Origin of the sequence: Streptomyces sp. NPDC091682, from assembly GCF_044756625.1 — a bacterium.
Lineage (GTDB): Bacteria > Actinomycetota > Actinomycetes > Streptomycetales > Streptomycetaceae > Streptomyces.
This window is the reverse complement of sequence record NZ_JBIVTH010000002.1, coordinates 159,567-179,045: the sequence shown is the minus strand read 5'-3', so window position 1 is coordinate 179,045 and position 19,479 is coordinate 159,567. Positions and strand designations below refer to the sequence as shown.

The 19,479-nt window shown below is 69.7% G+C and carries 19 protein-coding genes and 1 riboswitch; of the genes, 8 read left to right on the top strand and 11 right to left on the bottom strand.

Annotation, left to right across the window (positions count from 1 at the left end; all coding sequences use genetic code 11):
- Nucleotides 1-415 precede the first annotated feature (415 nt).
- From ACIQK6_RS05205 to ACIQK6_RS05195, 3 genes are all read right to left on the bottom strand, one after another.
- Nucleotides 416-559 carry a hypothetical protein gene (locus ACIQK6_RS05205; protein WP_402694349.1) on the bottom strand — a complete coding sequence of 48 codons (144 nt, stop codon included), beginning with the start codon at nucleotides 557-559 and terminating at the stop codon, nucleotides 416-418.
- Nucleotides 560-698: 139 nt separating this feature from the next.
- The gene (locus tag ACIQK6_RS05200; protein WP_329095812.1) at nucleotides 699-1,190 is read right to left on the bottom strand and encodes a hypothetical protein; all 492 of its coding nucleotides are present in this window, start codon (nucleotides 1,188-1,190) and stop codon (nucleotides 699-701) included.
- Between the two features lie 394 nt (nucleotides 1,191-1,584).
- The gene (locus ACIQK6_RS05195; RefSeq protein ID WP_329095811.1) at nucleotides 1,585-2,148 is read right to left on the bottom strand and encodes an HAD family acid phosphatase; all 564 of its coding nucleotides are present in this window, start codon (nucleotides 2,146-2,148) and stop codon (nucleotides 1,585-1,587) included.
- Between the two features lie 629 nt (nucleotides 2,149-2,777).
- Here ACIQK6_RS05195 and ACIQK6_RS05190 point away from each other — a divergent pair.
- Nucleotides 2,778-3,344 carry a Clp protease N-terminal domain-containing protein gene (locus ACIQK6_RS05190; protein ID WP_329095809.1) on the top strand — a complete coding sequence of 189 codons (567 nt, stop codon included), beginning with the start codon at nucleotides 2,778-2,780 and terminating at the stop codon, nucleotides 3,342-3,344.
- A 281-nt stretch (nucleotides 3,345-3,625) separates the two neighbouring features.
- On the opposite strand, the gene ACIQK6_RS05185 is transcribed toward ACIQK6_RS05190, so the two are convergent.
- Nucleotides 3,626-4,159, bottom strand: coding sequence for a MarR family transcriptional regulator (locus ACIQK6_RS05185; protein ID WP_329095807.1), 534 nt, complete (start codon nucleotides 4,157-4,159; stop codon nucleotides 3,626-3,628).
- A gap of 239 nt (nucleotides 4,160-4,398) precedes the next feature.
- Here ACIQK6_RS05185 and ACIQK6_RS05180 point away from each other — a divergent pair, with 239 nt between their 5' ends.
- Nucleotides 4,399-5,472: an alkene reductase gene (locus ACIQK6_RS05180; protein ID WP_329095805.1), complete on the top strand. Its 1,074-nt coding sequence runs from the start codon at nucleotides 4,399-4,401 to the stop codon at nucleotides 5,470-5,472.
- A 40-nt stretch (nucleotides 5,473-5,512) separates the two neighbouring features.
- Nucleotides 5,513-6,427 carry an NADP-dependent oxidoreductase gene (locus tag ACIQK6_RS05175; RefSeq protein ID WP_402694348.1) on the top strand — a complete coding sequence of 305 codons (915 nt, stop codon included), beginning with the start codon at nucleotides 5,513-5,515 and terminating at the stop codon, nucleotides 6,425-6,427.
- A gap of 142 nt (nucleotides 6,428-6,569) precedes the next feature.
- Here the strand turns inward: ACIQK6_RS05175 and ACIQK6_RS05170 are convergent, their stop codons facing one another.
- Complete coding sequence (locus ACIQK6_RS05170; RefSeq protein WP_329095802.1) at nucleotides 6,570-7,748, bottom strand: cytochrome P450; 1,179 nt, start codon at nucleotides 7,746-7,748, stop codon at nucleotides 6,570-6,572.
- Complete coding sequence (locus tag ACIQK6_RS05165) at nucleotides 7,745-7,918, bottom strand: hypothetical protein (RefSeq protein WP_329095800.1); 174 nt, start codon at nucleotides 7,916-7,918, stop codon at nucleotides 7,745-7,747. Before ACIQK6_RS05165 ends, ACIQK6_RS05170 begins: the two co-directional genes overlap by 4 nt.
- Before the next feature lie 387 nt (nucleotides 7,919-8,305).
- On the opposite strand from ACIQK6_RS05165, the gene ACIQK6_RS05160 reads away from it, so the two are divergent.
- The 3 genes from ACIQK6_RS05160 to ACIQK6_RS05150 all read left to right on the top strand — a co-directional run bounded on the left by ACIQK6_RS05160 (nucleotide 8,306) and on the right by ACIQK6_RS05150 (nucleotide 12,949).
- Entirely contained in the window at nucleotides 8,306-9,496 is a 1,191-nt protein-coding gene (locus ACIQK6_RS05160) for a cytochrome P450 (protein ID WP_329095798.1), read from the top strand.
- 576 nt (nucleotides 9,497-10,072) lie between these two features.
- Complete coding sequence (locus ACIQK6_RS05155; RefSeq protein WP_402694347.1) at nucleotides 10,073-11,824, top strand: AAA family ATPase; 1,752 nt, start codon at nucleotides 10,073-10,075, stop codon at nucleotides 11,822-11,824.
- Nucleotides 11,825-11,991: 167 nt separating this feature from the next.
- A riboswitch (guanidine-III (ykkC-III) riboswitch) is annotated at nucleotides 11,992-12,059 on the top strand.
- An 11-nt stretch (nucleotides 12,060-12,070) separates the two neighbouring features.
- Nucleotides 12,071-12,949 (top strand): MBL fold metallo-hydrolase, encoded by an 879-nt coding sequence (locus ACIQK6_RS05150; protein ID WP_402694346.1) that lies wholly within the window; start codon nucleotides 12,071-12,073, stop codon nucleotides 12,947-12,949.
- Nucleotides 12,950-13,048: 99 nt separating this feature from the next.
- Here the strand turns inward: ACIQK6_RS05150 and ACIQK6_RS05145 are convergent, their stop codons facing one another.
- A complete protein-coding gene (locus ACIQK6_RS05145) occupies nucleotides 13,049-14,140 on the bottom strand; it encodes a PP2C family protein-serine/threonine phosphatase (RefSeq protein WP_329095795.1) in 1,092 nt (363 codons plus the stop codon).
- Between the two features lie 420 nt (nucleotides 14,141-14,560).
- Between ACIQK6_RS05145 and ACIQK6_RS05140 the strand changes: the two genes are divergently transcribed.
- Nucleotides 14,561-15,478, top strand: a complete 918-nt coding sequence (locus ACIQK6_RS05140) for a methyltransferase domain-containing protein (protein WP_329095794.1) — start codon at nucleotides 14,561-14,563, stop codon at nucleotides 15,476-15,478.
- The gene (locus ACIQK6_RS05135) at nucleotides 15,475-16,638 is read left to right on the top strand and encodes a hypothetical protein (RefSeq protein WP_329095793.1); all 1,164 of its coding nucleotides are present in this window, start codon (nucleotides 15,475-15,477) and stop codon (nucleotides 16,636-16,638) included. Before ACIQK6_RS05140 ends, ACIQK6_RS05135 begins: the two co-directional genes overlap by 4 nt.
- Nucleotides 16,639-16,705: 67 nt before the next feature.
- On the opposite strand, the gene ACIQK6_RS05130 is transcribed toward ACIQK6_RS05135, so the two are convergent.
- From ACIQK6_RS05130 to ACIQK6_RS05115, 4 genes are read right to left on the bottom strand one after another with little or no spacing between them, the layout of a single operon-like run.
- Entirely contained in the window at nucleotides 16,706-18,115 is a 1,410-nt protein-coding gene (locus ACIQK6_RS05130) for a cytochrome P450 (protein ID WP_402694345.1), read from the bottom strand.
- The gene (locus ACIQK6_RS05125) at nucleotides 18,112-18,732 is read right to left on the bottom strand and encodes an ATP/GTP-binding protein (RefSeq protein WP_329095790.1); all 621 of its coding nucleotides are present in this window, start codon (nucleotides 18,730-18,732) and stop codon (nucleotides 18,112-18,114) included. Before ACIQK6_RS05125 ends, ACIQK6_RS05130 begins: the two co-directional genes overlap by 4 nt.
- Complete coding sequence (locus tag ACIQK6_RS05120) at nucleotides 18,713-19,072, bottom strand: DUF742 domain-containing protein (RefSeq protein ID WP_329095788.1); 360 nt, start codon at nucleotides 19,070-19,072, stop codon at nucleotides 18,713-18,715. Before ACIQK6_RS05120 ends, ACIQK6_RS05125 begins: the two co-directional genes overlap by 20 nt.
- Nucleotides 19,069-19,479: a roadblock/LC7 domain-containing protein gene (locus tag ACIQK6_RS05115; protein WP_402694344.1), complete on the bottom strand. Its 411-nt coding sequence runs from the start codon at nucleotides 19,477-19,479 to the stop codon at nucleotides 19,069-19,071. The genes ACIQK6_RS05120 and ACIQK6_RS05115 overlap by 4 nt, the downstream gene beginning before the upstream one ends.

Below are 19,479 nucleotides of genomic sequence, written 5' to 3'. Positions count from 1 at the left end.
TCAGGTCGGGCGCGTACGACGGAAGCCGGACGGTGGTGAGTCAGTCATCCTCGGCCTCGTACCGTTTCAGCCCGACGGCCAGATGGGTGTTGAGGTTGTCCCAGACCATCACGATCGGGCCGTCGAACTGGATGTGTGCCCGCACCAGGAGGTCGCGGCAGTCCTTCAGGAGAAGCTCTTGCGTGCGTCCTTGAGCAGGGGAGGGGTGCGCGGCCGGTGGATGAGACGGCTATTCTCGCCGGTTTCGTAGCAGCACGGCGCGGCGACCGAGGTCCGGCGGCGGGGCCTCCTGCAGCCGGATCCCCTCGCGAAACGCCCGACGGTCACCGGTCAGGCCCCCACCCTCCGGGTACCTCATCCCATCGGCATACCGCAGGGATCATCAACCCTCACTACCCGACGACAACCCGAAACCTCAGTAGGTGAGGAGAGGGTGCTCGATAAGAGGGACGGCAGCGATCATGGCGCTGCGGCGGACGTCGGCGTCGAGGGCGACGCACTCGTCGTTGGCGTCGTTGGCGTCGTTGGCGGTGTCGCCGAGCCAGTCGAGCAGCCGCACGAGAGTCGGGCGGTTACGTGCCCCGCGAGTGCCTCCAGTTCGGGGCAGTTCTCCAGTACTGCCTTGAGCTGGAGCCGGTCGCCCTCGGTCAGGGCGGCTGGGGTTTGTTCGGTGGGTCGGCCTTGCCAGTGGCTGTCCGTCAGGTGTCGTACTCGCCGTTCCACGGAGCCGAGAAGCCCAACCGATCCGGATGGAGCTCAGCCCAGTCGTGCTCGCCGCCCTCGTCTTCGGCACGGCACTCCGTGATGAGACCGAAGACCACACCGTCAACGGTGAGCTGGAACGGCTGGATCGCGATGTCGCAGTACTCACGCCCTGTGAGGCCGGAGAGGACGGCGGCGAGCCGGGCTTCCGCACGGGCAACCACGGAACGCTCGCCCTGCGGACGCTTGACCTGATCCGCCCAAGTACCGGCACACCAGATGTCAGACTCCTGGTGGCGTCCTTCGTGGTCGAACGTGTGCAGCACGACGAAGAGCCGCTTCTGCTCCTCCCAGCCTTCCCCCGTCACGAACCCGTCCGGGAATGCGTAGGTGACCGAAGCCAGGAACTGGCCGCCGCTGAACCGGCCTATGGTGCTCGTGCGATGGCCCGGCTCATGGGTGATGGGGATGATCTCAGGCACAGTCATGCCCGCACCTTAAACACCAGGTGAGACAGGCACCTCGCTGGGTTCGAGATCGGAAACGGGCACGGCCGGCACGAGGGCTGGGTCGTCGTTCCACCGGGCGACGGCCCGCACTGCTGCGGGAATGGGCGGTTGCGTCCGACCAGGTCCGGCGGAGTGGCTGTCGTCGTCCGCGGACGCGCCGTGCCGGAGCGGCGCCGAGTGTGCCGCAACCAACTTCACCGATGACGTGACACGGACGCGCCAGCGCTCCAGAGCGGATGGCGTCGGTGGCCGTCTACGATCCGACCCGTGCCTTCGCCCCGCTCAGATCCGGCTTCCTGCCGCTGTCCCGAGCAGGTTCGACGTGAAGCGGGCGGTCCCGACGTTCGATGACCCCGCCGGACCCGGGCACCGTTCAGTCGAGCAGGTCGCCGTAGCTCGGCAGCTTGAAGGGCTTCTCGTAGTAGCCGCCCTCGAAGTCGGTCGACCGGTTGCCGATGTTGGCGGTGATGGTGTAGCCGTCCCTGGTGAGGTCCTGCCGGCAGCGCGCCTTGCCCTTGCCGAGGCTCTCCCCGTGCCGGCGGGTGCAGATGCCGTCCACCGGGTAGCCAGCCGCCCTGAGTTGCGCGTCGGCGGAGGACGAGGACGTACGGGCCGTGACGAACAGGACGCTCATGCCGTGCGCGTCGGCCCACCGGGCCACGTCTCGCACCGGGTTGTTGGCGTGACCGGGGTGGTAGTAGGTCTCCAGAGCGGTGTTGTCGATGTCGAGGACGATCGACAGCCCCTGCCCGCCCTCCTCGCGGCGCTCTCGCAGCCAGGGAATCGCGGGCGACACCGCCGCCTTCACGTCGGACTGCCACGTCTGGTAGCTGGGTGCGGATGCCGCTTGTGCGGTGGGAGCGGTGGTCAACAGCACGGTCGGCATGGCGACCGCAGCCAGGGCACCGAGCACAACGGAGGACCTTCGAAGAGTCATCGGTTCCAAGCCTCTCTGAGAGGGACGACTGGCCTTGCCCGGTAGGCAAACACCGCACGGTTACGCTCCCGGGAACGGAAGACGCCGGTAGACGTAAGAAGGCGTTGCCTTTTCGAGCGCACGTACCCGGTTCGGCGAGCCGCGGGCCGCGAGCCGCCGGGGCCGGGGTGGCGTGTCGTCGGCGAGCCGGGGCCTCGGGCGGGTGAACCGGGTTCGGGTGGACTGTTGCTGACGGTGTGGTGGTCAGTAGCACCGGCTCATGATGATCACTGCTGGAGCGGAACGGGGTGTCTGGCTGCCTTCGTTGAGCGCCGCTTCTACTTCGGCTGCACGCTGAGCTGCCACCCTTGCAGGAGCGCTCCTTCCGAGACCTCGGCCGACTACAGAGATCGTGCACCACTCGGCAACAGACGGGCTGGACTGAGCGCCAGTCGCCCGGGCCGAGAGGGATGCAAGTGCGCCTTGACAATCGTGAATTGTCAAGGTGTGCTTGCCTAATGACTCTTCCAGATCTGGACGATCTCATCGCGGAAGTCGACCGGAAATGCGACACCGCGCACCGCCCCGGTGGACAAGAGCAACCCGACTGGCTAGCCCTACTGACGGTCGCTGCCCAACTCTCAGGCCAATTGCAGGCACTGGCAGACGACCTGGTGGAGGACTACGTCGAGCACTGCCGGATGCATGGCAACTCGTGGACGGACATCGGCACCGCCCTGGGCGTGAGCCGACAGGCGGTCCAGCAACGCTTCCATGCACCTCACAAGCGCTACAGCCCCGAGACAATGACCGACGACCTCCGCCAGGCGATGGTCCACGTCAAGCGAGCAGCTGTGCACCACCGCAACAACTACATCGGCACCGAACACCTGCTCTGGGGACTGACCGCAGAGGACAACGGCGCCACCCGGCTCCTGCGGACCGTCGGCGTCTCACCGGAGGAGGTTCACCGATCCGTCGGAAGCCGGCTGAGCGTGGGAGCCTCCCAGGCGGCCGAGCGGATCGCCTGGACCCCGTACTCCCGCAAGGCCATCGACATCGCGGAGGCGCGGTCAGAGCAGCACGGATCCGACCGCATCGGCTGCGAGGACCTGCTGATCGGTCTTGCCCGGGTCGGCCGCGGAGTGGCCGCCGCCGTCCTGACCGACGCCGGCTTCGACCCGGCAGGCGATGACCCCGCGCCTGTCGAGGGCTGAGCTGAGCGGAGCAGAGCCCGGGAGACCGTAAGACGTACTGTCGCGGTGCCGGCCGGAACCCGGACGCCAGTCTCCCCGGAAGCGGAGACGGCGTGCGGGTTCTTGGCGGGCCGGCTCCAGGATGCTGCGAACTCGCGGGCTTCCAGAAGGCAGAAGGTGGATCAGGATCCGGCGGAGGGCGCCGCTGCTCGTGTCCCTCGGCCGCTGTTCGGCTCAGGGAAGGAGCCCGAACAGGGCGACGCGTAGCGGCGGGCGAGCGGCGGCGCCGTACCTCGCGGCTCCTAGGGTTCCGTGCTCGGCTCCACGGGCTGGGCGGCGGCGCGTACGAGGTTCTGCTCCAGGCGTTCCAGGGTGGCGAGGGCGCCGGCGCGCTCGTCGTCCGAGAGGCCCGTGGCCGAGATCTCCTCGAGTTGGCTCCAGACCCGCTCCACCTCCCGGCGCAGGGCGTGGCTGGCTGCTGTCGGTTCGATGAGCGAGGCGCGCTTGTCGGTGGGTGAGGGGCGGCGGCGGACGAAGCCGGCCTGTTCGAGGCGGCGGACGGTCCGGGTCATCGTGGCGGCGTCGGAGTCCATCAGGCGCACCAGGTCGATCTGACGCTGGGGACCGAGTTCCCAGAGGTGCATCATGACCAGTTCCTGGCCCGGGTGCAGGCCGATGCGGCGGAGCAGCTGCCCCGCGTACATGCGGTGCAGCCGGGCAAGCCGGAAGATCGCGTGGCTGATCGGTCCGCTGCTGGCCGCGCCGGGGACCGGCACGGTGGTGCCCCGTTCGGCGGCTCCGGAACCCTGCCTGGCTTCAGGTGTGGACTCGGCCATCACTTCCCCGCTCTCCTGTTTGGGCAGGAGAACTCTACCTTTCATCGAAGCTCGGTGGCCGCCGATTCACCGGTCGAGGGGCATAAATGGGCTGCTCGATGCGTGTTACCAGCGTCACTTCGGCATCAAAGACATGTTTCCTGTCCGGACAAGTGTTTTACTTGTTCGGACAGGAAAGGCTGGCGCGGGCCACGGTGTGCCCGGCCCGCAGAGCGCCACTGACCCCCCGGGAGTGACCCATGACCACTGCTTTCGATCCGATCGTCCTGGGCGGTACGCACCGCCTCGCGAACCGAGTCGTGATGGCGCCGATGACACGCAGCCGCGCCTACGGTCCGGACGCCGAGCCGACCGAGCTGATGGCGGCCTACTACGCGCAGCGAGCCGGCGCCGGGCTGATCGTCACCGAAGGCGTCCAGCCCTCGGCCGTCGGCCAGGGCTACCCCGACACCCCCGGCCTGCACACGCCGGGCCAGGTGCGCGCGTGGCGGACGGTGACCGACGCCGTGCACCGCGAGGGAGGAGTGATCTTCGCGCAGCTGATGCACACCGGGCGGATCGGTCACCCCAGCCTGCTGCCGGACGGCCTGACGCCGGTGGGTCCCTCTGCGGTCGTGGCCCAGGGCCGGGTCTACACCCACCAGGGGCCGCAGGACTTCGTCACGCCGAAGGAGCTGAGCGAAGCGGAGATCCGGCAGACCATCGCCGACTTCGCGACCGCGGCGCACCACGCCGTCGAGGCCGGATTCGACGGCGTGGAGATCCACGGCGCCAACGGCTATCTGATCCACCAGTTCCTCGCGGACAACACCAACCACCGCACCGACGCCTGGGGCGGCTCGACCGAGGGCCGGATCCGCTTCGCCGTCGAGGTCGTCACGGCCGTGGCCGAGGCGGTCGGCGGCCGGCGAGTCGGTCTGCGGATCTCGCCCGGAAACCGCTACAACGACATCGTCGAGGACAACCCGGGCGAGGTCTACGGGCCCCTGCTGGACCGGCTCGCGGGTCTGGATCTTGCCTATCTGCACCTGATGGAGGGCCCGGACTCCGGACTGACCGCACGGCTGCGCAAGGAATGGCCCGGCACGTTCGTCCTCAACCCGTTCACCCATCCCGACGTCACCGGCCTCGACGCACTCGAGCTGATCGAGGACGGGAGCGCGGACATGGTGGCGTACGGGGCGCTGTTCCTCGCCAACCCCGACCTGCCCCGGCGTCTCGCCGCCGGCGGCCCGTTCAACACCCCTGACCAGACCACCTTCTACGGCGGCGACCACCGCGGCTACACCGACTACCCCACCCTCACCGCTTGAGCAGCGGCTCCGTCAACGGGCCCTTACCTGGGAGTTCCTGATGTCCAAAGCGATCGCCTTCTCCGAGTACGGCACGCCCGAGGTGCTGCGCCTGTCGGAGGTCACCCCGCCGGAGCCGGGCCCGGGCCAGGTCCGGATCCGAGTGCGGGCCGCCTCCGTGAACCCTCTCGACATGAAGATCCGCTCCGGCCTGATGGCCGGGGCCGTCCCGGCGCGCTTCCCCGTCGTTCCCGGACTGGACGCATCCGGTGTCGTCGACGCGCTCGGCGAGGGGGCCGCTGTGGCCGTGGGTGACGAGGTCCTCGGCGCCACCGCGGGCGGCAGCTACAGCGAGTACGCGCTGTTGGAACGGCCGGTCGCCAAGCCCGCAGCGCTGTCCTGGGAGGTCGCAGCGTCGCTGGTGACCGTCGGCCGGACCGCGTTCCGTGTCCTTGCCGAGCTGGGAGTGCGCGAGGGGCAGACCCTGCTCGTCCACGGTGCCGGCGGCAGCGTCGGCATCATCGCGGCGCAGCTGGCCGTCACCCGCGGCACCACCGTCATCGCAACGGTCGGCGAGCACGACATCGAGCGGGTCACCGCCCTCGGAGCCGTCGCCGTCCGCTACGGCGACGGCTGGCTGCAGCGGGTGAGGACCACAGCGCCCCAGGGGGTCGACTTCGTCCTCGATGCCTCCGGTGCCGGCGTCCTCGCCGACTCCGTCGCCCTGACCGGCGACGCCGCACACGTCATCACCATCGCCGACATGTCCGCCGCGCAGCACGGCGTCCGCTTCAGCGCCGGCCGAGCCGGCAGCGCCGACCAGGCCGAAGAAGCCCTGCCGCAACTGGTCGAGCTCGCCGCCGACGGCACGCTCACCCTGCCCGTCTGGCGGACCTACCCGCTCGAAGAGGCCGCGACGGCGCACGCCGACCTGGAAGCCCACCGCAACCGCGGCAAGGCCGTCCTGCTGCCCTGACCTCGCGCGCTGCCGCCTCGTACTGCTTCCGGGGGCGAGGCGGCCCCGGGGGCCGCAGCCGGTCGTCTCCGGGCCGAAGGCGGTACTCAGCTCCTCCAGACCTCAAGGGGCCTGCTGCTCGAGCGAACGTGCAGCGGCAGGGTCACCACGATACGGGGAGGGACCGAAGCCCGCGCTTGTGGAACGAGGGCCACCATTGAAGGTCCTCGCGGGCCACGGCCAGCCTCAGCCCGGGTCTACGCCGCAGAAGGGTCTCAACGGTGACTTCTGCTTCAAGCCGGGCCAGCGGGGCGCCGAGGCAGTAGTGAATGCCGTGGCCGAAGGCCAGGTGGGCGGGGGTACGCGTCGGATCGAAGCTGCGGGGGTACGGGAACTGAGCCTCGTCGCTGTTGGCGGAGATGATCGAAATCCAGATCCGCCCGCTTGCCGGGACGACGGTCCCGGCGATGGTGAGCTCCTCGAGTGCGAACCGGCGGACGCCCAGGGGGAACGGCGGATCCGAACGTAGCGTCTCTTCGATGACGTCGCGGATCGCGAGTGTGCCGTGGCGGACGGCATCGAGCTGCTCGGGGTGGAGGAGCAGGGCCGTGATGGTGTTCCCGATGAGGTGGACGGCGTTGTCGTAGCCGGCGAAGAGGATGAGGAAGGTGATGGACACGAGCTCGGACTCGGTCAGGCCGTCGTGTTCGTCGCGCGCTTGGATCATGGCGGAGAGAAGGTCGTCCGTGGGCTCCTCCCGCTTGGCAATGATGATCTCGACGAGGTAGCGGTACATGCTGCGCATGGCCGTCCGGGAGTCCACGGCTGCTCCCGGGGCGGGCGAGAGCAGGGTGTTGGTCCACTCGCGGAAGTCGCGCCGTGCGTCGGCCGGAACGCCGAGCAGCTCGCAGATGACGTTCATCGGGAGCGGGTTCGCGAGCACGTCCACCAGGTCGATGTCCGGGCCCGCCGGGGCCGCGTCCAGGAGTTCGGCGGCGAGGGTTTCGATGCGCGGGCGAAGGTCGGCCATGCGGCGGGGAGTGAATGCCTTCGACACCAGTCGCCGCAAACGCGTGTGGTCGGGCGGGTCCATGTTGAGCAGGTGGGCGTCGAGCTCCGGCGGCATGGAGGACCGGTAGGAGTCGCGGGTACGAGCGTTCGCCTTGTTCAGGGACAGCCGGGGGTCGGCCAGGGCGGCGCGGGCTTCGGCATAGCCGGTGATGACCCAGACGGCTTCCCCGTCGGGTGTCGTCGTGGCGTGGACGGGCCCGGCGCTGCGCAGCTGCGCGTACCGGCCGTGCGGGTCGGTCATCAGAGCGTCGTCGAAGAGGGGGACGATCACGCGATCACCGATCCGGCTCCGGCTCCGGCTTCGGTTCCGGCAGCGCGAGCGCGGGGGGCGACGATCGCCCGGTTGCGGAGCCGGATCTTCGATCGTGGGGACGACCTGCTGATGAGCAGTGCCACGAAGGAGGCCAGGCAAACGGCCACCGAGACGTACGTGATCAGCACCGCTCAGAACCTCCCTATGCTGCGGGCCAGTGACCCCGCAAGTGATCGACGAGGTCGGCGACGCCGGCGGGCGCATCGCGGGAGGGCCTCGAGGCCGGCGTAGGACACCATAACCCGTCTTCCCGGGGCGAGTTCAGAGGGGCGGAGGCCGCCGGCCGTTCCGGGGCCAGGTCGTCGTCTCGTCTCCTGTGAGTGGAAATCCGCGCATCCCCACCGAGGGAAGTCCGCCGAGGAACATGCCGTGACAGAGGCCGAGTGCCCCGCTTGCGGCGGCCCACATCTGGAGACGCGGACCGGCCAAACGGCGTCGCGGACACGGCTCGGCCCGGTGCACGCGTCCTTCAACAGGCCCGTTGTCCGGCCGTGATGACGAATTAGGGTGTGCTCATGGATCTTCAAGGCGAGCTCGCCACCCACCCCTATGCCGCGTACCAGCGGCTACGTGACACTGCGCCGGTTCAGCGCATCACCGGGCCCGGCGGCGAGCCCGCATGGCTCGTCACCCGGTACGACGACGTCCGGTCAGCCCTCGCGGATCCTCGGCTGTCCCTCGACAAGACCCATGCGGCGGAGGGCGCGTACCGCGGCCTGTCGCTACCGCCGGCCCTGGACGCCAACCTGTTGAACATGGATCCCCCCGACCACACCCGTTTGCGCAAGCTCGTGGGCCGCGCGTTCACGCCTCGCCGCGTGGAAGAGCTCCGTACCCCGATCCGACGCACCGCGGACGACTTGCTCGACGCCCTCGGCACGCACGGTCGAACCGACTTGATCGCGGCATACGCGGCACCACTGCCGATCACCGTCATCTGCGACCTCCTCGGCGTCCCGGACGACCACCGCAAGGACTTTCGCGGCTGGACCAACGAGCTGATCGCGCCGGACCCCAGCCGCCCCCAGGCGGCCAAGCAAGCGATCGGCGCCATGCTCGCCTTCTTCACCGAGCTCATCGCGCACAAGCGCCAGCACCCCGCCGACGACTTGCTCTCCGACCTGATCGCGGTCCGCGACACCGACGGCGACCGCCTCAGCGAGGACGAACTGACCTCGCTCGCCTTCCTGATCCTCGCCGCCGGCTACGAGAACACCGTCCAGCTCATCGGCAACGCCGTTCATGCCCTCCTGACCCATCCCGACCTCCTGGCACGCCTTCGCCTGGACCCGTCGAAGCTCCCTGAGGCAGTCGAGGAACTGGCGCGCTACGAAGGGCCGGCGCTTCTGGCGATCCGCCGCTTCCCCACCGAGGACGTGACGATCGGCGGGACGTCCATCCCTGCAGGAGAAACCGTCCTGCTGTCGCTGTCCGCGGCCAACCGCGATCCCGCCCGCTTCTCCCGCCCCGAGCAGGTCGACCTCGACCGCGACACCTCCGGACACCTGGCGTTGGGCCACGGAATCCACTACTGCCTGGGCGCTCCGTTGGCCCGCGCCGAGGTCGAGATCGCACTGTCCGCGCTCCTCGAGCGGTTCAGCAGCCTGACCCTCACCGAGACCGAACCCCAGTGGCGAACCTCTCTGCGGGCCCGCGGCCTTCTCGAGCTGCCGGTGGAGTACAAGGCCGCGCGGCCGCTCGCGTGAGAGTCCGGTGAGGCCCCGCGCCTCCGGACCCCGATACGGTTGTGGGCGCGGCACGCGAAAACGCATGCCGCGCCCACGACCGTTCCGAGCGGACGCGCAGCTCTCCACCGCCTCAGCGCTCCGGCACTTCCGGCCCCGGCACTTCCGGTGCGCTCGGCGCTGTCACCCGTGGCGGTATGACGGCGGCCCGGACGCGATCGGTGCCACCGCTTCGAGGGTCCGCTGGACAGGGGCCGTCTCCAAGGTTCGGATCGCCGTCACCGTGCCCCGACCGTCCGCGAGGTAGTGGTGGAAAGCGGCGGTGTTCTTGCACAGGGCGTGAGGCGAGGGCCGGCGAGCGCCAACGATCCTACGAGGGACGGAAGACGGACCCCGGCCGACCGCCGAGAACGCCGACCTCGACGTCACGGGACGAGGCCTGCGCGCGGGCGCCCGTCGATCCGTCCGTAGACGTGGACGCGCAGGGCTCGTTCCTTGTCGAACGGCAGCTCTCAGGTATTACTTGGCGGGGGATCAGCTCACGCATTCCGCGGGAAGTAGATCTTGGATTGCCGGACGACAGCAGGGGAGATCTCGGTGCAGGGGCCGTCAGTATCATGGCGTTCGATCAAGAAGTGCGAACAGGCATGGCTCCAAGGCGTCGCGCAGCTGAGGTCGGGCAATCCGGCCGCCGCTGCCGAGTCCTTCCGCTCGGCCCTCGAGCACAATCCGCTCGCGGCCGATGCCTGGCTAGGGTTCCATGCCGTCGGGCAGCTCCAGGACCGGGCGGTCGAGGCCATGTACGGTCAGGCCCAGGACTTCGGTGCCCTGCGGAGGAAGCTCCAGACCCCCTTGTCCTCCCGGTTCCAGATCGGGGGCTACGTGAACTTCCGCCTGGAGACGGACCGTGACCTGTGGCTCGCGCGGGCGGCGAAACTCCTGGACGACGGCCTGCTCGAGCAGGCGTGGAACATGCTTTCCCATGCCGTGCTCGACTGCGACGAGACCCGGTTCGTTTGCGCACGGTACGCCTTCCTGAAGAGGGACTGGCCACTTCTGCTCACCTTCGCCGAAGGGATTCGGAACTCCTTCCTGAGGGACGAGTCACAGCTCTACGTCGCGGCCGGCCTCATCGCCCAGGGCGTTTCCCACGAGGCGCTCAACGTCCTGAGACCGCTCCCGCAAGCGCTCGGCGACAACGCCGGCTTCCTCGGCGAAGTCGCCTATCTGCGTGGCCGTGCCTACGAGGAGCTCGACCGTGCCGAGGAAGCGCTGAAGCACTTCCAGACTGCGTTCCGATACAGCCCCGGCCTGGGCGACGTGGCCCAGCGTGCCCAGGCGTTGACCCCGCCGACCGCACCCGCACCCGTACCTGCACCCGTACCGGCCCAGGCCGCCCCGACCGTGCGGGAACAGCGCGGGAACTCCTCCGGCGGCACCTTGAGCGACGAGGAGCGTTCGAGGTTGCTGGACGAGGCGATGGCCGAGTTGGACGGAATGGTCGGCCTGGCCCCGGTGAAGCGCCAGGTGCGGAGCCTGTCGGCCCAGCTGCGAATGGCGGCAGTGCGCAGGAGCCAGGGCCTGACCGCGGCGCCTGCTCCGCAACACCTGGTGTTCGCCGGACCGCCCGGCACGGGCAAGACCACCGTCGCCCGCATCGTCGGCAGCGTCTTCGCCGGACTCGGCCTGCTGGAGCGGGGCCACGTCGTCGAGGTGCAGCGCGTGGACCTCGTGGGACAGCACCTGGGCGAGACGGCGATCAAGACGTCCCAGGCCATCGACCGGGCGCTCGACGGAGTGCTCTTCATCGACGAGGCGTACGCGCTGTCCAACACCGGCTACTCGGGCGGTGACGCCTTCGGGAAGGAGGCCCTACAGGTACTGCTCAAGCGTGCCGAGGACGACAGGCACCGCCTGGTCGTGGTTCTGGCCGGGTACCCGGACGAGATCGCAGAGCTCCTGTCCACCAATCCGGGCCTCGCTTCCCGCTTCAACACCCGGGTGGACTTCCCTGCCTACGCGGCCGACGACCTGGTGCTGATCGCGGAGTCGTTCCTCGAAGCCCAGGGCGATTCACTCACCGAGGAGGCCGCGAACGCGCTGCGCGTGTCATGCGACCTGGCCGTCACCCGAGACCTGATCGACCGCCTCGGCAACGGCCGCTTCGCACGCGAACTCGTGCGGAAGGCCGCCGCGGCGAGGGACCTGCGCGTCTTCGACCGGATCGGCCACTCCGGAGTTCCGTCGCCGGACGAGGTCACCACGCTGCACCTGGGGGATGTGATGGACGCGTACCAGGAGCTCACGGGAAGCATCGCCCCCCGGCCCGCTGCGGCTCCGGAGGACTGACCCGCAAGCCCGCCGGAGCGCGCGAGCCGAGTCCTGGCCTGCGACGTGTCACTGTCGCAGGTCCGTGAGTTCGCCATCGGGGTGCGCTTCGTCCAGCGAGCGAGAGCGGTGCCGCCGCGCGGACGCCGGGTAGCGGAGCCGTCGATCGATCTCGTGGTAGCGTCGTGCCGGAGGCTCGTAGGTGCCCGCCCCGGACGAGATGTGCGCCGTACCCGGCCTGCTAAGACGACGCACTCAGGAGGCGTCATGGCCGCAGCCCCATCCTTCATCGACTTCGACCGTCCGGTTTCTCGGCCCCGCGAGTTGGACGTCCGCTGGATCCACGGCTCGCCCTCGTCCAAGCACAACACCGACCCGGACATCCAGGTCCATGAGTACGACGAGCACACGGTCATCCTGCGGCAGAACATGGCGATCCACTACGAAGCGCCGTTCCTGTTCCTGTTGTTCGGCAACGACCGGGCGGTGCTGATCGATACGGGAGCCACCGCGTCACCTGAGTTCTTCCCCTTGCGCGCGGTGGTGGACCGGCTCGTCGACGGTTGGCTCGCCCGCCACCCCCGCCAGGAGTACCACCTGTTGGTGTTGCACACGCACGCCCACGGCGACCACGTCGCGGGCGACGGCCAGTTCGCCGACCGTCCCCACACCACGGTGGTCGCAGCGGAACTCTCCACGGCCTGGCAGTATTTCGGATTCGACGAGAACCCCACGGCCGTGACAAGGGTCGATCTGGGTGGCCGCAGCCTCGAGTGCCTGGCCACCCCCGGGCACCACGAGGCGGCCGTCACGTTCTACGACGCGTGGACCGGGTTCCTGCTCACCGGCGACACGGTCTATCCGGGCCGCCTCTACGTCCAGGACTGGCACGCCTTCGCGCGGACCATCGACCGCCTGATCGAGTTCTGCGAACGCAGAACGGTCACCCACCTCATGGGCTGCCACATCGAGATGACCACCGAACCGGGCGTGGAGTACCCGGTCCGCACCACCTACCAGCCCCACGAACCGCCACTGCAGATGACGACCGGCCATCTGCACGAGATCCGCGCCGCACTCAACGAGATGGGCGACCGGCCCCGCCGACTCGCCTTCCCCCTCTTCGTCATCTGCCCGGACGACTGAGCCGCGCTCCAGAGGCACTGCCAATCCGGGAAGCGGGCGAAGCGCCGCTGGCCGAGGCGCACACGAAGAGTGGCCGCACGATTACGGCTGGCGACGGGCTCAAGGCTCGCACAGGCGCACGGCGAGGGCGGCGATGTCATCGTCGAGGCGGCCCTTGCTGTGGCGGAGGAGATCGCGGTGAAGGGCCGTGAGCAGTTCGTCGGGTGGTGTCGGGGGCTGCCTGCGCATCCAGGCCGCCAGCGGGAAGAACTCGCCGTCGCGGGCGCGGGCCTCGGCGATCCCGTCGGTATAGAGGAGCAGCAGGTCATCGGGGGCGAAGTCGAAGGTGTCGACGCTGTAGTGGTCGCCGATCAGCTCCGCGAGGCTGAGCAAGGGGGAGGGGGTGGTGGACTCGAGGGTGAGGACCTTCCCCTGGTTCAGGAGCAGCGGCGGGGGGTGTCCGCAGTTGAGGATGTCGATGCGTCTACCCCCGTGCGGGATCTGGACGAGGAGGGCGGTGGCGAAGCGCTCCAACGGCCCCTCGGGCGGAAACGCGCCGTTGTAACGGGTGCTGCTGGCGTCCATGCGGCGTGCGACGTTGACCATGTCGATCTCGCCGTACGCGGCCTCCCGGAAGGCGTTCACGATCGCCGCGGCCGCTCCCACCGCCGGCAGGCCCTTGCCCCGGACGTCACCGATGAGCAGCCTGACCCCGAACGGAGTGTCGACCACCTCGTAGAAGTCCCCGCCGATGCGTGCCTCGGCCGCCGCCGCGAGGTACAGCGACTCGATCTCGATGCCGCCGAAGCGGCGCGGCAGGGGGCTGAGCACCACTTGCTGTGCCGCGTCGGCGACGAGCCGTACCTGGAAGAGGGTGCGCTCCCGCTGGAGCCGGACATGGCTCCCGTACGCGGCGGCGACGGTGACCGCGATGATCCCCGCGGCCGTCCACCACGTCCCCAGGTCCGGGAAGACGAAGCTGAGGCCGATCATCAGGATGAGACAGACCGTCCCGAGCAGGACGGTCGGCAATACCGGCCACATGGCGGCGGCGAGTGCCGGCGCCGCGGGCAGGAGACGGCTGAAGGCCATTTCCGGCGGAGTGTTGTACGCCAGGCTGGCGATGACGACGGTCAGGATGACCGGCGACAGCCGCACAAGTCGTCCCGGGCCGGGGCGCCTGCGTAGCCGCGGCCGTCCAGACTCGATCACACTTCACAGGATATCTACGTAATCGGGTCATAGCGCTCTGACGGTCGAGGTCGCGGTCCCCCAGTTGCGGACAGTATCTGTCCGCAAGGGTGTGCACTCTCGGTGTGTCGAGGCACCGACAGCCGCGGGAGGTCTACGCCGAGGGGGCCTCGGCCGGACCGGCTGACCGGTCGGTCCGCGACGACGTGGGGCACGGTCGTTCGGTCGTCCGGCCGTCCTCGGGCCGATCGGACGACCGTGGCCGGTCAGCCCGCACGCGGCGGGACCCGGATGCTGCCCCGTGTTACTCCAGTCGGCTGACGTGGCGGATCCGAAGTGCCACGATGATCCGTGCTTCAACAGTGTGCCGGACGGGACGCGGTGAGTGCGGTGACAGCGTGTCCCGGAGGCAGCCCTACCCCACGAAAGGGCGGACACCCCATGCACGTCACCCCCCTCTTATCGTCCTTGGGTCGCGAACAGGGCACGGCCGCGGACGATCCCATACGGTTCTACTACAGTCACAAGACGCAAGAGATCCTGCACAAGTACGGTCCGGGTCCCCGCGTCCACTTCCACGTGGGCCTCTACCCGGACGGTCCGCCGGACAGCACCGTCCCCCAGAGCGTGTTGAAGCAGCGCCTGTTCGATGCGCAGGAGCGGATCGTGCAGCATGCGGCCCGGTCGTGGGGCGCGTACGAGGAGTCTCCGCGGCGCCTGCTGGACATCGGCTGCGGCCTGGGCGGGACGTCGCTGTACTGGGCGCAGGAGCACGGAGCATCGGTCACCGGCCTCACCGTCGTAGCGGAACACATCCCGATCGTCCGGCACTTCGCACGGCACGCCGGGGTCGGGGAGCGGGTGAAGCCCGTACTGGCGGATGTGCACGACCTCGACGAGACCTGCGCGTACGACGCCGTCTACGCCAACGAGAGCAGCGGCTACACCGATCGGACCCGACTCTTCGAGGTCGTGGCCAAGGCGCTGGAGCCCGGAGGATGGTTCGGGATCCAGGAACACTTCGTGGGCCGTTCCACATGGCGCGAGTTCATCGACGGCTACTACAGAACGCGACTGGGACTGAGAGGGGAATACCTCACCGCGGCCGAGGCGGCCGGGTTTGAACTCGTGCACGAGGAGGACGTGACGGACTTGGTGGCGGAGTTCTGGGTGCAGTCCATGGCGTGGAACACCGCCGAACTCGACCGGCTCCGCGCGGGCGCCGACGCCGAGCCCGGCGCCTGGACCGGCGAACGGCTCGAACAGTCGACGCTCGCGCACAGCAGGTTCTTCCGGCTCTGGCGGGACCACGCGGTGCAGACGCGGCTGCTGCGCTTCCGGCTCGGGAGCGGCCGATGACGGCGTCCCCGGCACCATCCCCGTCCCCGTCTCCGTCCCCCTCCCCGTCCGCGGCACCCGCACCGCCACCGGCGCCCCGCCCCTCGCTCCTCGGTGCGCGCCTGCCGTCCTTCTACTGTCCCCTGGAGCGCAACCTCGTCCATCCCGAGGCGAAGCAGGTGGAGGCACGGGCGGTCGAGTGGCTGGACGCCTTCGGCATCTACCCGGATCCGGTCGAGCGCGCATGGGGCCTCGCCACCCACAGCGCCGACTTCTCCTGCCGCATCATCCCCGACGGGAACGTGGACGCCCTCCTCCTGTTCACCCAATGGAACTACTGGGCCAACGCCGTCGACGACTGGCAGGACTCGGGTTCCGACGAGGTGGGGACGGGTGTTGTCGTCGAACACGGCGTACGTCTGCTGCGCACCATCGAGGACCCGGGGTCATCGGTCCTGCCCGACGGACCGATGACCCGTGCGCTGCTGGACCTGGTGCGCCGCACCCATGCGGTGCTCACGCCCTACGAGCTGCGCAGGTTCGTTGAGGGGACGCGCGACTGGCTGCTCGGAGCGGCCTGGCGGGCCGCCCGGGCCGAGGCCGGGACCATGCCGGGGCTGAACGAGTTCGTCGCCATGGGGCCGCTGGCGAACGGGACGCGCTTCTCGCTGACCTGGTCCGACGTCGCCCGCGGGGACCGGCTGCCGGCGGAGGTGCTCTGCTCCCGTGCTCTGACGGCACTGACGGATGCGGCGGGATTCGTCGTCAGCGCGGACAACGACCTGTTCTCCTACGACAAGGACGACCACGTGGAGCCGAAGGAGGTGAATCTGGTCAATGTCCTCGCCCATCAGGAGAACTGCTCGCCCGCCGGGGCCGTGCCGCTCGCGGTGGCCCTGCGTGACCGGGTGATGGTCCTGTTCATGACGCTGCGGGCGCGGGCGGAGGTCGGCGCGGACGAGGAACTGCGCCGACACCTGGCGGCGTTGGGTCACTACGTGGCCGGCTCCATCACCTGGCAGAGCCGGGCACCCCGGTACGCGAGCCCGCGCAACCGCTACGAACTACCCCTGCCGGAAGCCCGGTTCGCGATCCGGTTCGCCGAATCCCCGAGCTCTGCCGGCACCGAGCCGCCGGATGTGCCGGCCCTCGCTTCCTGGTGGCAACGGCTGCACGACTGAGCGGTGCCGAGGGCCCCGGCCGGTGCGGTCGGGGCCCTCGGCCCGGAGGCCCGGAGGCCGGGAGCCGTTAGCCGTGGCCGAGCAGCCGCCGCCACCAGCTGACGGACCGGCGGCGGCGACCCGCGACCGCGGGCGCTGCCGCCGGCTGCGGCGGGACGACCGCGTGGACCGGGTGCCCGGCCGGCTGTTCGGCCGGTTGCTCGGTCCGGGACTGCGCGCTCGCCACGGGGCGGGGGGCGAACCGTACCGGCAGGGACAGCAGGTGGCGCGACATGAGGGTGCCGCGCCACTGCAGCTCGCTCGCGTCGACCGCCAGCTGGAGGTCGGGCAACCGGTCCAGCAGGACCTCGATGCCGGTGTCAGCGATGGCGCGGCCGATGTCCTGGCCCGGGCACTCGTGCGGGCCGCTGCCGAAGGCCAGGTGGGAACGGTTGCCGTGGACGGAGGCCGCGGGATCCGGCCGGATCTGCGGGTCCGCGTTGCCCGCGGCCAGCCCGAGCAGGACCATGTCGCCGGCCTTCACCTGCCGGCCGCCGAGCAGGGTGTCACCGGTGGCCCAACGCCCGATGATGGTGTTGATCGGGGGGTCGTCCCACAGGACCTGCTCCAGGGCGTCGGGCAGCGTCATGTGGCCTCCGGAGAGGCTGGCCCGGAAGCGCGGGTCGGTCAGCACGGTTCGCAGCGTGTTGGCGATCAGGTTCGCCGTGGTCTCGTAGGCCGCGATCAGCACGACGCGCAGGTGCATCAGCACCTCGGTGTCGCTCAGGTTCGCGGGGTGCTCGATCAGCCAGGAGGCGAGGTCGCGCACGGGCCTGGCCTTGCGCTCCACGACCAGCTGTTCCAGCGTGGAGGTGACGTAGCGGTCGCTCTGGAGGGCCGTCTCGGTCCCCTGGAGCATGTCGCGCGCCGCGTTGACCAGCAGGGGCCCGTGTTCGTCGGGTGCCCCGATGAGCTGGGTCATGACCAGCATCGGTAGCTGGTCGGAGAAGGCGGGCACCAGGTCGGCGTACCCCTCACCCGCGATCTGGTCGACGAGTTGGTTGGCGAAGCGCGTCACGTAGCGGCGGATGCCGCGCTTGTCGAAGCGCCCCAGGGACTCCACCACGGCCGAGCGCAACCGCTCGTGAACGGGCCCGTCGGTGAAGTTGCACACCGGTACCCAGGAGACCATGGGGCCGAGCGGGGTGTCGGCCGGCACCCGGCCCTCTTTCATGTCGCGCCACCCGCGCGGGTCGCGGGCGAAGCGCGAGGACGTGCGCGCCACGTCCAGGTTCTCCCGGTGGCCGAGGACCAGCCAGGCCGGGAGGTCTCCGCTCACCAAGACGGGCGCCACCGCCCCGTGTTCGGCGCGCAGCTTCTCGTACAGTGCGAGGGGATCGGCCTGGGCCTCCGCTCCGTGGAGACGGTACAGGCCGCCGGCGGTCGCCGCCGCCGCGTGGGCGGGGCACTCGGGCGGTGGGGTGGGGCCGGTGTTCACATTGCCTCCTGGGTGGCTGCCTGGGCGTGCAGGTAGCGCATGAGGGTCAGCAGGACATCGCGGGACGAGTCCCGCCGTCTGGCGTCGCAGACGAGGATCGGGACCGCGGGGGGCAGATCGAGGGCCCGGCGCAGTTCCTCCAGCGGATGCTCGGGTGCGCCGGGGAAGGAGTTGACGGCCACGACGAAGGGGACGCCCCGCTCCTCCAGCCGTCCGATGACGTCGAAGCTGATCTCCAGGCGACGGGTGTCGAGGAGCACGACCGCTCCGAGCGCGCCCTCGAAGAGCCCGCGCCACAGGAACCAGAAGCGTTCCTGGCCGGGAGTTCCGAACAGGTACAGGACGAGCTCGTCGTTGATGCTGATGCGGCCGAAGTCCATGGCGACGGTGGTGGTGACCTTGCGGTCCACGCCCCAGGTGTCGTCGATGCCGACGCCCGCCCTGGTCATCGTCTCCTCGGTCGTCAGCGGCCTGATCTCGCTGACCGCACCGACCATCGTGGTCTTGCCCACGCCGAACCCGCCGACGACGACGACCTTCACGGCGGCCGCTGCCGTCTGTGGAAGTATGTCCGCCTCGCGCGGCCCGGCGGGCGGGTCAGAGCTTTTGAAGTCCATCGATCACTGCCTCGATCAGAGCAAGGTCGGGTAGCTGCGCGGCGGGAACGGGCGGGCGGACGTACACGCGCCTTGCGGCCATCAGGTCCCCGACCAGCACGGTGACGACGCTCACGGGCAGACCCGCGTACGCCGCGATCTCGGCAACCGACAGCGGGGACCGGCACATCCGCAGGATGGCCGCCTGCTCGGGCTGCATTTCGGGCTGGGCGGACCCTTTGGCCACGACCAAGGTCACGAGGTCCAGATGGACGGCGGTGGAGGGTCCACTGCGTCCACCGGTGATGACGTAGAGCCGTTCGGGGCTGGCGTCCTCCCAGCTCGTGGGCGGCTCATTCACTCGGGCTGCCCGTCGCGCCGGGGCGGGCTGCTCAGGTGGTCCCCCATTCGGGTCACCAGGTTGCGCATCTGCGCGCCCATCAGGCCCGCGTCCACGCCCTCGTCGGCGAGGACCGCGAGGTAGGAGCCGTCGCCGGCGGCCATCAAGTAGAAGAAGCCGCCGTCCATCTCGATCACGACCAGGCGCATCCTGCCCTCCGAACGGGGCAGTTCCGCGGCCACCGCTCCGGCCAGGCTCTGCAGGCCCGCGCAGGCCGCTGCCAGGCGGTCGGCCGTGTCGGTCTCGGCCCCGTGCTGCGCCACGCAGAGCCCGTCCGCGGACAGCACGATCACGTGCCGCGTCTGCGGCACTCCGGCCGCCAGGTCCTTGAGCATCCAGTCCATGCTGCTGATTCGTTGAGTCATCAT